The organism is Xylophilus sp. GOD-11R (assembly GCF_033546935.1).
Classification (GTDB): Bacteria; Pseudomonadota; Gammaproteobacteria; order Burkholderiales; family Burkholderiaceae_C; genus Xylophilus.
In genome coordinates this window covers 4191242-4203761 of the sequence record NZ_CP137854.1, presented here as the reverse complement: position 1 = coordinate 4203761, position 12520 = coordinate 4191242, and the positions used below count along the sequence as shown (strand labels likewise).

Below are 12520 nucleotides of genomic sequence, written 5' to 3'. Positions count from 1 at the left end.
TTCAGGCCAGGCGCGCCTGCACCGGCTTGCGGACCGAGGGGCGGCCCGCGCCGGCGCGCGGCTGCGTCGGCACCACGCCGCTGACGCGCAAGGCGTTGCGCAGGCCATCGACGATGCCGGCGTGGCCGTTGCGCACCCGCTCCACCATGCCGATGTCGCGCCGGAACTCCGCCGGGCCGAGGCCGATGACACGCACCCCGTCGCCGGTCGGAAAGTAGGGCCGGCTCTCGGGCAGCAGGGCCACGCCGAGCCCGTTGGCCACCAGCTTCACGATGCCGCCGAGCTCGTCCATCTCGACGGCCTCCTGCACCTCCAGCCCTTCGGCCTGCAGGAACTGCGCGACCAGGCGCCCGCCGAAGGAGGCGCGGTCGTAGCGCAGAAAAGGGTGTTGCTGCAGCAGCTTGCGCCAGTCGCGACCCTTCACGCCGGCCGGTACCGCCAGCACGAAGCGTTCAGACCACAGCGGATGCCAGGCGAGTTCCGAAGGCAGGGTGAAGGGCGGGCGGATCATCACCGCTGCGTCGAGCTCGCCGGCATCCACCATGCCCAGCAGCGACAGCGACACCCCGGGCACGATGCGCACCCGCACCCGGGGCTGCGCGGCACGCAGTCCGACCAGCGCGTCGGGCAATCCGGCCGCCTGCACCGAGGCGATGGCGCCGATGCGCAGCTGCACCGAAAAATCCTCGCCGCCGGGCTTGCGGTGCAACTGCTCGAACATGGCGACGAGCTGTTCCGCGCGCTCGACCGTCTCGCGTCCGGCAGCGTTGAGCGTGGCGAGCCGGCCGTGGCGGTCGAACAGCGGAAATCCCAGGGATTCCTCCAGCCGCTGGATCTGCGCACTGACGGCCGACTGGGTGAGTCCGATGCGGTCGGCCGTGCGCGAGAAAGTGCCGTGGCGGGCGACGGCCAGAAAGGTGCGCAGTTCTTTGAGCATGCCTGGGTTCTGATCGATAAATTTGCTGGTTCAGATCAAAATATATCGTTTATCAGAATGTAGGCGGGCTTCTAGACTCCGGGCCGTTGCGACCCATTTCGCCAATTCTCATCACTATCCGATCCACCCCACGTAGCCAAAGTTATGTCCGCCATCCTGCCCACCACCGCCGCCATGCCCCCGTTCCACCTCGCGTTTCCGGTGCACGACATCGCCGCCGCACGCGCTTTCTATGGCGACCTGCTCGGCTGCCCGGAAGGCCGCAGTTCGGACACCTGGGTCGACTTCAACTTCTACGGCCACCAGATCGTGGCCCACCTCGCGCCCGAAGAGTGCGGCCACCGCAGCGCCAGCCAGGTCGACGGCCACGACGTGCCGGTGCGCCACTTCGGCGCGTTGCTGAGCATTCCGCAGTGGGAAGAACTGGCCGAGAAGCTCAAGGCCGTCGGCACCAAGTTCGTCATCGAGCCCTATGTGCGCTTCAAGGGCGAGGTCGGCGAACAGGCCACCATGTTCTTCCTGGATCCGTCGGGCAACGCGGTCGAGATCAAGGCTTTCGCCAACTTCGACAACCTGTTCGCCAAGTGAGGCGACGGCCGGATCGGTCGACCTGATCCGCTTTTTTCGAAGGCCTCGTCAGGCCGTGCCGCCCGGCGACCGGATGGCGATGCCGTCGGCCACCAGGGCTTCGCGCATCGCCGCGGCGAAAACCGCCGCGCCGGGCTGGTCGCCGTGCAGGCAGATGGTGTCGGCGCGGATCGGCACGTCGGCGCCGGTCAGCGACCGCACGAAACCTTCGTGCAGCATGCGCCGCACCTGGGCGATGGACTGCTGCAGGTCGGTGATCATCGCGCCCGCATGGCTGCGCGGCGTGAGGCTGCCGTCGTCCTGGTAGCTGCGGTCGGCAAACACCTCCTGGGCCACGGGCAGGCCCATGTCGCGCGCCACGTCCACCATCACGCTGCCCGCCAGGGCGAAGACGACCAGCTTCGGGTCCAGGTCGCGTACCGCGCGGCAGATGGCGCCGGAGAGCTTGGCATCCTTGGCCGCCATGTTGTAGAGCGCGCCGTGCGCCTTGACATGGCGCATGGTGGTGCCGGCCGCGCGGGCGAAACCCTGCATCGCGGCGGCCTGGTAGAGGGTGATGCCGTAGGCCTCCGATTCGCTGATCTGCATCGTGCGCCGGCCGAACCCCTGCAGGTCGGGCAGGCTGGGATGCGCGCCGATGGCCACGCCGCGCTGCACGGCGGCCGCTGCGGTGCGGGCCATGGTGTCGGGGTCGCCGGCATGGAAGCCGCAGGCGATGTTGGCGGAGCTGACATGGCCGAGCAGGGCGAGGTCGTCGCCCATGCGCCAGGCGCCGTAGCTCTCGCCCATGTCGGAATTGAGGTCGACGTTCATGTGGTCTCCGGCTGCGGCAGGTGGGGTCGAAGGGCGTGGGCGAGCCGCTGCATCGCCCGGGCGCGCCGCACCAGCAGGTGTTGCGCGGCATCCAAGGATATCGGCTCGAAACGCAGCGTGTCGCCCGGCATGTGCTGGGCCAGCAGGGGAAGGTCGACCGAGGCCACCTGCGCCATGCGCGGATAGCCGCCGCTGGTCTGGCGGTCGGCCATCAGCACGATGGGGCGGCCGTCCGGCGGTACCTGCATGGTGCCGAAGGCGACCGCTTCGGAGAGCATGTCGCGCGGCTCGTCGCGTTGCAGGGATGGTCCTTCGAGCCGGTAACCCATGCGGTCGGACTGCGATCCGATGCGGTAGACGCCCGACATCAGCGCGCGTTGCGAGGCTCGGTTGAACTGCGCCCATTCCGGCCCTTCGATCAGCCGCACCGCCGCGCCGCGCGGTCGCTCCAGCAGACCGAGCAGCAGCGCAGTGGCCGTGCCGGCGATGACCGGTGTTGCCTCGGCGGGGGGCTCGGGTGGCAGCGGCAGCAGGTCGCCCTTCTGCAGCGCCCGGCCCTGCCAGCCGCCCAGGGCACCGCGCAGGTAGGTGCTGGCGCTGTCCATCAGCGGCGGCAAGCCGAAACCGCCTTGCAGTGCGAGGTAGCTGCGCACGCCGGCCTTGCGGCGGCCGAACTGCAGCACCGTGCCGGGCGTGACGGTGACCGGCCGCAGCGGCGCGAGCGGCACGGCGCAGGCATCGGTCGGGTGCACGCTGGCGCCAAGGTCGGCGCCGGCCAGCACGATGGTGGCGGCGCGGCCGAAACGCAGCGTGGGGCCCACCAGCGTGATCTCTAGCGTGGCTTCGTTCTCGTGGTTGCCCACCAGGGCGTTGGCGATGCGGTGGGACAGCGCGTCCATGGCGCCGCAGGTCGGCATGCCGATGGCCTGGTGGCCGATGCGGCCGAGGTCCTGGAAGGTGCTGAGCAGACCGGGTTTGAGTACCTCGATGGTCATGCCGATGTTCCGCTCGCCGTTGCGTCGATCTTGCGGGCTTCGACGGCGTAGGTTTGTGCATCGATGGCGCGGAAGACGACCCGGTCGCCGGGCCGCAGCAGGCAGGGCTCGGCGCGGCGGGCGTCGAACAGGCGCAGGGGCGTGCGGCCGATCATGTTCCAGCCGCCGGGCGCGGTGATGGGGTAGACCACGGTCTGCCGGTTGGCGATGCAGATCGTGCCCACCGGCATGCTGGTGCGCGGCGTGGCGCGACGGGGCAGGCTCAGCACCGGGTCGAGCCGGCCGATGTAGGGATTGCCCGGCGCGAAGCCGACCATGTAGACGCGTTGCTCCTCGCCCGGTTGCTGGTGCAGGCGAACGAGTTCGTCGGGCGTGATGCCGCAGGCCTCCGCGCTGGATTGCAGGTCGGGGCCGAATTCGCCGCCGTAGCAGACCGGAATCTCCAGCAGCCGCGACGGCCCGCGCGCAGGTGCGTCGGCCGGGTCGGCGAGTAGCGGCAGCAGCATGCGCGACAACGCCGCGAAGGGGCTTTCGCCGATCGCGGCGGGAATCTGCTCGGCCCGGTAATGCACGCCCACCACCGCGAACGCGGGCAGCACCTCGGTGACGCCCGGCAGTCGACCGGCGACGGTGGCCACCAGCACCCGGTCGGCCAGGTCGCAGACGCGGCGGTTCACCGTCGGATCGAGGGTGTCGCCGAGCACGATGCGCAATGCGCTGTCGCCTAGCGGCTGGATGCGCGGATGCGGCCGGGCGAGCGCGGCGCCACGCAAGGGGGCGTTCAAGGGAAGACCTGCCGTCGTTGAGGCTGTCGGTCGGCTGGCCGCCGATGGACGCCGCCGGAAGGGACGGGCGAGACAGGGATGAGGTTGTGGCCGTCGCGGGCGGTCAGGGACTGGTCGGACATGGAGCGATCTTGCGACACACGGCAAGGCCTGGCGAATGGCTAGGCGAGGTGAGGGAGATGTGCAGTCTAGGAACGACGGGCGTGATTGCCAATCCAAAACTTTTGCAGCGATGCATTCAGGAATGTTGAACACAAAGGCGGTCACCCCAACGGCGTGACCCACCGCGCGTCATGGCGCTTGCAGAAATTGCGCGTGCCCTTGCGCAGAACCTCGGCCGTGCGTTGCACCAGGGGGCCCGCGTTCCACGGATGCCAGAGCGACATCTTGAAGGCGGGCAGCGGCGGCAGGTCGAGTTCCACCAGATCGCCGCGCTCGATCTGTTCCTTGACGAAGATGCCCGGCACCAGCGCCACGCCGATGCCTTCGCGCGCCAGTGCCAGCTGCGCGGTGATGGAGGGCGCGGCCGACACCCGCAGATCGCTCAGCGCCACGCCCTGTCGCCCGGCTAGCTGCTGGATCAGGTTCATCGCATCCAGATAGGGCTGCGTGCCGCGCACCTGCAGCAGCAGCTGCTGGCGCAGCACGTTGTGCAGCAAGTCGCGCTTGGGCAGCAGCCCGCGCCGCGCCACCCAGTGCACCGGCAGTCCCATCAGGTCTTCCACCGTGGCGTGCGACGGGTGGATGGCGCTCGAGACGCGCAGCACGATGTCGAGGTTGCCCGACATCATCTGCTCGGCCAGGTTCACGGTGAGGTCGACCTGCAGGTCGAGCTCGACCGAGGGCAGGCTGGAGCGCATCAGCTTCATCAGGTCGGGCAGGCAGGTGTGCACCACGGTCTCGATGATGCCCACGCGCACCCGGCCGCTCATCTCCTTGCCGGTGTCGCGGGCGGCGGCTTCCATGCGCCGCGTGACCTCGAGCAGCGACTCGGCGTGCTGCACCAGACGGGCGCCGTGCTCGGTGAGCGTCATGCTCTTGCCGTCGTAGAGAAAGAGCGAAACGCCGAGCTCTTCCTCGAGCGAACGCAGGCGCATGGAGATGGCGCCGGGCGTGGCGTGCATTACCTCCGCCACCCGGCGAACACTGCCGATACGGGCGAGCAGGATGAAGGTTTCGACGAAGCGGGTGTTCATCTTCGGGTAACTCCTAATGGTGCATCCATGCTCCGATTTGGTGGATCGTGTTCGATAGTTGTGCGCATGCTGTTCAGGTATTTTGAACGGTCTTTCGGACAATTCTTCGATGGACGATGCGGGAGGGCGATTCATAAAGTCGACCGATCACCTGCAGCCCGCAACGCTCCATGACCGAAGCCCTCACGCCCCTCGCTTTCCGCCAGCTCGTCCGCTCCGGCGGCTTCACCGCCCAGACCGCCGGCCAGTGCCCCGGCTTCACCCAGGGCAACCTCGCGATTCTGCCGAGCGCCTATGCGGACGAGTTCCTGCGCTTCGCCCGCCTCAATCCCAAGTCCTGCCCGGTGATCGGCGTGACCGAGGTCGGCAGCCCGGCGGTGCCGGAACTCGGTGAAGACATCGACCTGCGTACCGACGTGCCCGGCTACTGCCTGTTCCGCAACGGCGAGAAAGTGGCCGATGTGCCCGATCTGCGCGAGCTGTGGAACGACGACATGGTCGGCTTCGTCATCGGCTGTTCGCTGTCCTTCGAGGAAGCGCTGCTCGAAGGCGGCGTCCCGGTGCGCCACATCGAGCAGAACACCACGGTGCCGATGTACGACACCAACCGCCCCAACGGCAGCGCCGGGCGCTTCGGCGGCACCGGCGTGGTGAGCATGCGGCCCATGACCGCGGCGCAGGCGATCCGCGCGATCCAGATCACCTCGCGCTTTCCCAGCACCCACGGCGCGCCGGTCCACTTCGGCGATCCGGCCGAGATCGGCATCACCGACATCCGTCGCCCCAACTACGGCGAACCCGCCGAGATCCGCCCCGGCGAGATCCCCGTCTTCTGGGCCTGCGGCGTGACGCCGCAGCAGGCCATCCGTTCCGCGCGAGTCCCGTTCGCCATCACCCACCAGCCCGGCCACATGCTGGTCACCGACGTCCGCAACAGCCACCTCGCGGTGCTGTGAGCCGGCGCCCCAACCCCACCCCACCGATCGACAGGAGTTATCCGATGAAACGCAGGCAAGTTCTTCTCAGCGCAGGTGCCACCGCCATCCTGCAAGGTGCCTGGACCCAGGCCATGGCGCAGGGCAAGGAAGTGGTGGTCGGCGCCATTTACCCGCTGACCGGCCCCAGCGCCCAGGTCGGCATCGACGCCAAGCAGGCTTTCGAAACCGCGCTCGACATCATCAACAACGCCAGCACGATCGACCTGCCCACCGCGAAGAACGCGGGCCTGGCCGGCCTCGGCGGCGCCAAGGTGCGCGTGGTCTATGCCGACCACCAGGCCGATCCGCAGAAGGGCCGCTCGGAGGCCGAACGCCTCATCACCCAGGACAACGTCTGCGCCATCGTCGGCTGCTACCACTCCTCGGTTTCCACCACCGTCAGCGCCACCTGCGAGCGCTACGGCGTGCCCTTCGTCTGCGCAGACTCGTCCTCGCCCAGCCTGAACCGGCGCAACCTGAAATTCTTCTTCCGCACGGCCGCACACGACGAGATGTTCTCCGACGCCATGTTCGACTTCATGGATGCGCTCAAGGCCAAGGGCCAGAAAATCGCCACCGTCGGCCTGTTCTACGAAGACACCATCTTCGGCACCGATTCTTCCAGCGTGCAGCGCAAGCTGGCCAACGCACGCGGCTACAAGATCGCCTGCGACATCAAGTACCGCAACAACTCGCCCTCGCTCACCGCCGAGGCGCAGCAGTTGAAGAACGCCAACCCCGACGTGCTGATGCCGTCGAGCTACACCACCGACGCGATTCTGCTCACCAACGCCATGGCGCAGCTCGGCTACAAGCCGACCAACATCATTGCGCAGGCAGCAGGCTTTGTCGAAAAGCCGGCGCTCGACGCCGTGGGCGACAAGCTCAACGGCATGATCACCCGCGCCAGCTTCTCGGTGGACATGGGCGCCAAGCGCAAGTCGGCCGAGGTGGTCAACGGCATGTTCAAGGCCAAGGCTGGACGCGACCTGAACGACCAGACCTCGCGCCAGTTCAGCGCTCTCATGGTGCTGGCCGAGGCCATCGACCGCGCCGGTACGGTGGACCCGCGCAAGATCCGCGACGCACTCGCCGCCACCGACATCCCGGGCGACAAGACCATCATGCCGTGGGCCCGTGTGAAGTTCGACGAGACCGGCCAGAACACCTTCGCCAACCCGGTGCTGATCCAGTGGAACAAGGGCGCCTTCGCCACCGTGTTCCCGTTCGAGGTCGCCACCGCCAAGCTGGTGTGGCCGATGAACGCCTCCTGATCCCGCGCCCGCCATGACCTCTTCGGCAATGATGCAGGTGCTGGCCAGCGGGCTGTTGATGGGTCTGATCTACGGCATGATCGCCGTGGGTCTTTCGCTCATCTTCGGCCTGATGGACGTCGTGAACTTCGCCCACGGCGAATTCATGATGCTGGCCATGTACGCCACCTTCGGGTGCTTCGTCTTCTTCCACATCGACCCCGTGCTGGCCCTGCCGCTGGTGGCGGCCGTCATGTTCATCTTCGGCGCCAGCGCCTACGCAGGGGTGGTGCGCCATGCGCTGCGGGTGAAGGTCAACGCCGGCATGGTGCAGATCTTCGCCACCTTCGGCCTGGCCACGCTGATCCAGGGTGCGGCGCAGTTCTTCTTCTCGCCGGACTACCGCAACATCGGCGACAAGGGCCTGCTCGGCGGCAAGACGCTGGAGCTCGGCGGCCTGTTCCTGCCCTGGCCGCAGCTGTTCGGCGCGGCGGTGTCGCTGCTCGCTTTCGGCGGCCTGTTCCTGCTGATGAAGCACACCGACTTCGGCCGGGCGCTCGAAGCCACTCGCGAAGACAAGGGCGCGGTGGCGCTGGTGGGCATTGACAGCAACAAGGTCTTCGCACTTGGCTGGGGCCTGGGCGCGGCCCTGGTCGGCGTGGCCGGCGCGGTGCTGTCGACCTTCTATTACATCCATCCGCAGGTGGGTGCGGCCTTCGGCACCATCGCCTACATCACCGTGGCGCTTGGCGGCTTCGGCAGCGTCTTCGGCGCGCTGGCGGCCGGCATCGTCGTCGGACTGGTCGAGGCGCTGACGGCGGTCGTGCTGCCGCCCGCCATGAAATCCATGGGCATCTACGTGCTCTATCTCGCGGTCATCTTCCTGCGTCCGCAGGGCTTGTTCGGAAGGCTGTGATGCAGACCACCACGTCCCCCCTGGTCGGCGCCGGCGCGCCGACCGACGCCGCCAACGCGGCGGTGCGCAGCTTCGGCGGCCGGCGCCGCATGCAGCTGATGGTCGCGCTCGCCATCTTCGTGCTGGCCGCGCTCTCGCCGCTGGTGGTGCAGAACGCATACCTGCGCAACGTGATCGTGCTTACGCTGATGTATGCCGCGCTGGCGCAGGCCTGGAACATCCTCGGCGGCTACTGCGGCCAGATCTCGCTCGGCCACGCGCTGTATTTCGGTGTCGGTGCCTACGCCACCAGCCAGGCCTACGTGGGCTTCGGCCTGCTGCCGTGGTTCGGCATGGTCGGCGGCGGTGTGCTGGCTGCGGTACTGGCGGTGATCATCGGCTACGGCACCTTCCGGCTCAAGGGCCATTACTTCTCCATCGCCACCATCGTCATCGCCGAGATGGGCCTGCTCGTCGTGCACAACTGGGAATGGCTCGGCGGTGCGTCCGGCATCCAGTGGCCTTTCGGCGAAGACAGCTGGGCCACGCTGCAGTTCGCCCGCGACAAGACGCCCTACATCCACTTCGCGCTCGGCCTGCTGGCGGTGACCTGGCTCATCTGCTGGCTGATCGAGGACTCGCGCTGGGGCTACTGGTGGCGGGCGGTCAAGGACAACCCCGATGCCGCCGAAAGCCTGGGCGTGACGGTGCTCAGCTCCAAGCTCGCGGCCGCGGCCATCTCGGCGTTTCTGACGGCGGTGGGTGGCGGCTTCTATGCGGCCTTCGTCTCCTACGTCGATCCGGACAGCGTGTTGCAGTTCCGCTTTTCGCTGCTCATCGTGCTGCCGGTGGTGTTGGGCGGCATCGGTACCCTGTGGGGCCCCATGCTGGGCGCGGTGATCCTGATCCCGCTGACCGAGTTCTCGCGCAGCTACATGGGCGGCTCGGGCTCGGGCCTCGATCTGATGATCTACGGCGGCCTGGTGATGGCCGTGGCGCTGCTCAAGCCCGAAGGCCTGATCCGCCTGCTGCCGAGCAGCCTCGGCCGTCGCAAGGAGGCTGCACGATGAGCACCGAAGTCCTGCTGCAGGCCCGCCAGGTCAGTCGCCGTTTCGGCGGCTTGCTGGCAAACTCCGACATCGACGCCGAGATCCGCCAGGGCGAGATCCTCGGCCTGATCGGGCCCAACGGCGCCGGCAAGTCGACCTTCTTCAACCTGATCGCCGGCGCATTGCCACCGAGTTCGGGCACCTTCACCTTCGAGGGGCGCGACATCACCAGGGTGCCGGCCACCAAACGCTGCGCCCTGGGCATCGCCCGCACCTACCAGGTGCCGCGCTCCTTCGACTCGATGACCGTGGTCGAGAACGTGATGATCGGCAGCTTCGTGCGGCATTCGGGCACCTCGCAGGCGCGGCATGCCGCACTGGAGATGCTCGATTTCACCGGGCTGTCCCGCCAGGCCAACACGCTTACCAACCAGCTCACGCCGCCCGAGAAGCGTCGGCTCGAGGTCGCCCGCGCGTTGGCCACCAGGCCCAAGCTGCTGCTGCTCGACGAAGTGCTGACCGGCCTGACGCCGAGCGAGGCACGGCTGGGGGTGGAACTCATCCGCCGGGTGCGCGATGCCGGCGTGACGGTGGTGATGGTGGAACACGTCATGGAAGTCGTCATGCCGCTGGTCGACCGCGCCCTGGTGCTCAACCTCGGCCAGGTGCTGGCCGAGGGGCCGCCGCGCGACGTGGTCCGCAATCCCGCCGTCATTTCCGCCTACCTGGGAGACCGCCATGCTGCTTGATGTCTCCAACCTGACCGCCGGGTACTCGGGGCTGGTCGCCATCTCCGACATCTCGATCAACGTGAAAGAGGGAGAGATCGTCGTCGTTGCCGGTGCCAACGGCGCGGGCAAGTCCACGCTGCTGCAGTCGCTGGTGGGCATGGTCAAGCCGCGCTCCGGCCAGGTGACCTTCGGCGGCGAGCGCATCGAGACGTTGCCCGGCCACCAGATCGCCGCGCGTGGCCTGGCTTTCGTGCCCGAGAGCAAGCGTCTGTTTCCTCGCCTGACGGTGGCCGACAACCTGCGCCTGGGCAGCTACCTGCACCGCAAGAAGGCCGACCGCGAGGCGCCGCTGGAGATGGTGTTCAAACTATTCCCGCGGCTCAAGGAGCGGCTGGCGCAGCGCGCCGAGACCTTGTCCGGCGGCGAGCAGCAGATGCTGGCCATCAGCCGCGCATTGATGACCCGGCCACGCCTGCTGATGCTCGACGAACCGTCGCAAGGGATCATGCCCAAGCTGGTCGACGAGATCTTCGACGCGGTGCTCGCGATTCGGCAAGCCGGCGTGACGGTGCTGCTGGTGGAGCAGCGCTTGGCCGAAAGCCTGCAGATCGCCGAGCGGGCCTATGTGCTGCAGACCGGACGGGTCACCCTGGCCGGCTCGGCCGCGGAGGTGCGCGACAACCCGGAAGTGCGCAAGGCTTACCTGGGCATCTGAGGGAGGCTCTTCGCTCCTCGGGGCGTCGGCGATGCGGTCCGGCGATTGCTGGTCCCTTGATGCCGACGCAGGCCGGGGCGACGGCCTTGTCGGCTAGTCAGGCTGCTGCCTTGGCCCCCGCCTTGCTTGCGGCCGTGACGATTTCGCCCGAGGTATCGTCACGCCATGCCCGCATCCCACTTCATTCCGCCCACTGCCGACCGCTACGCCCTCCGTCACGCGACCGTGCCGGCCTGTCTCGTCGATTCGCCGACGCTGGCCGCGAGCGCCGACAGCGAAGGCCTCTGCCGGGCCGACTTGCTGGTCGACCACGGCCGCATCGCCGCCGTGCAGCCGGCCGGCACGCTCGACGATGCCCTGGGACCGGACCTGGATCGCTCGATGGTGCTGCCCGGCCTGGTGGACTGCCACACCCACCTGGACAAGGGCCACATCTGGCCGCGCAAGCAGAACCCCACCGGCGACACACCGGGCGCCGTGCGCGCCACGCTCGAAGACCGCACCGCGCGCTGGTCGGCCACCGATGTGCGGGCGCGCATGGAGTTCGGCCTGCGCACCGCCTATGCGCACGGCGTGGTGGCGATCCGCACCCACCTCGACTCGCAGGCGCCGCAGGCCTCGATCTCGTTTCGCGTGTTCCAGGAGATGCGCCGCGCCTGGGCCGGCCGCATCACGCTGCAGGCCTCGTCGATCGCGCCGATCGACATCTTCCTCACGGAAGAGGGCCGCATCCTCGCGGACATCGTGGCCGAGGCCGGCGGCAATCTGGGCTGTGTCACCCGCTTCAGTCACCGTGCCAACGTGCCGACGCCGCCCGAGCTGGATGTCGCGCTGCGTCATCTCTTCGCGCTGGCGGCCGAGCGCGGGCTGGATGTGGACCTGCATGTCGACGAGACCGGCGAGCCGGAGATCCGCACGCTGGACCAGGTGGCCCGCATCGCCCGGCGCGAGGGTTTCTCGGGCCGCATCCTGTGCGGCCACTGCTGCTCGCTGGCGGTGCAGCCCGAGGCCGACATGCTGGCCACGCTGGACGCCTGCCGCGACGCCGGCATCGCCATCGTGAGCCTGCCGACCGTGAACATGTACCTGCAGGACCGCCATGCCGCCCGTACCCCGCGCTGGCGCGGCGTGACCGTGCTGCACGAGATCAAGGCACGCGGTCTGCAGGTGGCGGTGGCGGGCGACAACTGCCGTGACCCGTTCCATGCCTACGGTGACCACGACATGCTCGACACCTTCTGCCAGGCCGTGAAGATCGCCCACCTCGACCGGCCGGTCGGCGACTGGATTGCCGCCGCCTGCGCGGTGCCGGCCGACATCATGGGCCTGGACGGCGTGGGCCGTCTGCGCGAGGGCCAGTCGGCCGATCTGATCCTGCTGCGGGCGCGCGACTATTCGGAGCTGCTCGCCCGGAACCAGGGTGATCGCTGCGTGTTGCGCAACGGGCGCGCGATCGACACGACGCCGCCGGACTACCGCGTACTCGACGCGCTGATGACGGCTTGAGAAGGGCGCGGCGGACCGCAGGCGCGCTGCGTTCGCGCGCCTGCGGCCTCATCGCTGGCAATCGGATCGTCGATCCGCGA

Annotated in this window: 13 protein-coding genes; 8 read left to right on the top strand and 5 right to left on the bottom strand. The window is 68.4% G+C overall.

The features are described from left to right. Position 1: 1 nt before the first annotated feature. Positions 2 to 937 carry a LysR family transcriptional regulator gene (locus tag R9X41_RS19355; protein WP_318632069.1) on the bottom strand — a complete coding sequence of 312 codons (936 nt, stop codon included), beginning with the start codon at positions 935 to 937 and terminating at the stop codon, positions 2 to 4. Between the two features lie 144 nt (positions 938 to 1081). Here R9X41_RS19355 and R9X41_RS19350 point away from each other — a divergent pair, with 144 nt between their 5' ends. Beyond that, positions 1082 to 1525 carry a VOC family protein gene (locus R9X41_RS19350; RefSeq protein ID WP_318632068.1) on the top strand — a complete coding sequence of 148 codons (444 nt, stop codon included), beginning with the start codon at positions 1082 to 1084 and terminating at the stop codon, positions 1523 to 1525. Positions 1526 to 1573: 48 nt separating this feature from the next. Here R9X41_RS19350 and R9X41_RS19345 read toward each other — a convergent pair whose 3' ends face one another. The 4 genes from R9X41_RS19345 to R9X41_RS19330 form a co-directional block, all read right to left on the bottom strand. After that, the gene (locus R9X41_RS19345; protein WP_318632067.1) at positions 1574 to 2338 is read right to left on the bottom strand and encodes a LamB/YcsF family protein; all 765 of its coding nucleotides are present in this window, start codon (positions 2336 to 2338) and stop codon (positions 1574 to 1576) included. Then, positions 2335 to 3333 (bottom strand): 5-oxoprolinase subunit C family protein, encoded by a 999-nt coding sequence (locus tag R9X41_RS19340; RefSeq protein ID WP_318632066.1) that lies wholly within the window; start codon positions 3331 to 3333, stop codon positions 2335 to 2337. The genes R9X41_RS19345 and R9X41_RS19340 overlap by 4 nt, the downstream gene beginning before the upstream one ends. Next, on the bottom strand, positions 3330 to 4118 hold the full coding sequence (pxpB, locus tag R9X41_RS19335; RefSeq protein WP_318632065.1) for a 5-oxoprolinase subunit PxpB: 789 nt from the start codon (positions 4116 to 4118) through the stop codon (positions 3330 to 3332). Before pxpB ends, R9X41_RS19340 begins: the two co-directional genes overlap by 4 nt. A 263-nt stretch (positions 4119 to 4381) precedes the next feature. Next, entirely contained in the window at positions 4382 to 5314 is a 933-nt protein-coding gene (locus tag R9X41_RS19330; RefSeq protein ID WP_318632064.1) for a LysR family transcriptional regulator, read from the bottom strand. A 170-nt stretch (positions 5315 to 5484) separates the two neighbouring features. On the opposite strand from R9X41_RS19330, the gene R9X41_RS19325 reads away from it, so the two are divergent. The 7 genes from R9X41_RS19325 to R9X41_RS19295 all read left to right on the top strand — a co-directional run bounded on the left by R9X41_RS19325 (position 5485) and on the right by R9X41_RS19295 (position 12440). Next, a complete protein-coding gene (locus tag R9X41_RS19325; RefSeq protein ID WP_318632063.1) occupies positions 5485 to 6270 on the top strand; it encodes a putative hydro-lyase in 786 nt (261 codons plus the stop codon). 44 nt (positions 6271 to 6314) lie between these two features. Next, on the top strand, positions 6315 to 7565 hold the full coding sequence (locus tag R9X41_RS19320; protein WP_318632062.1) for an ABC transporter substrate-binding protein: 1251 nt from the start codon (positions 6315 to 6317) through the stop codon (positions 7563 to 7565). 13 nt (positions 7566 to 7578) lie between these two features. After that, a complete protein-coding gene (locus tag R9X41_RS19315) occupies positions 7579 to 8460 on the top strand; it encodes a branched-chain amino acid ABC transporter permease (RefSeq protein ID WP_318632061.1) in 882 nt (293 codons plus the stop codon). Next, positions 8460 to 9509 (top strand): branched-chain amino acid ABC transporter permease, encoded by a 1050-nt coding sequence (locus R9X41_RS19310; protein ID WP_318632060.1) that lies wholly within the window; start codon positions 8460 to 8462, stop codon positions 9507 to 9509. The genes R9X41_RS19315 and R9X41_RS19310 overlap by 1 nt, the downstream gene beginning before the upstream one ends. Beyond that, a complete protein-coding gene (locus R9X41_RS19305) occupies positions 9506 to 10237 on the top strand; it encodes an ABC transporter ATP-binding protein (RefSeq protein ID WP_318632059.1) in 732 nt (243 codons plus the stop codon). Before R9X41_RS19310 ends, R9X41_RS19305 begins: the two co-directional genes overlap by 4 nt. Beyond that, the gene (locus R9X41_RS19300; protein ID WP_318632058.1) at positions 10227 to 10934 is read left to right on the top strand and encodes an ABC transporter ATP-binding protein; all 708 of its coding nucleotides are present in this window, start codon (positions 10227 to 10229) and stop codon (positions 10932 to 10934) included. The genes R9X41_RS19305 and R9X41_RS19300 overlap by 11 nt, the downstream gene beginning before the upstream one ends. 165 nt (positions 10935 to 11099) lie before the next feature. Continuing rightward, positions 11100 to 12440 (top strand): cytosine deaminase, encoded by a 1341-nt coding sequence (locus tag R9X41_RS19295; protein ID WP_318632057.1) that lies wholly within the window; start codon positions 11100 to 11102, stop codon positions 12438 to 12440. The last annotated feature ends 80 nt before the right edge of the window (positions 12441 to 12520 follow it).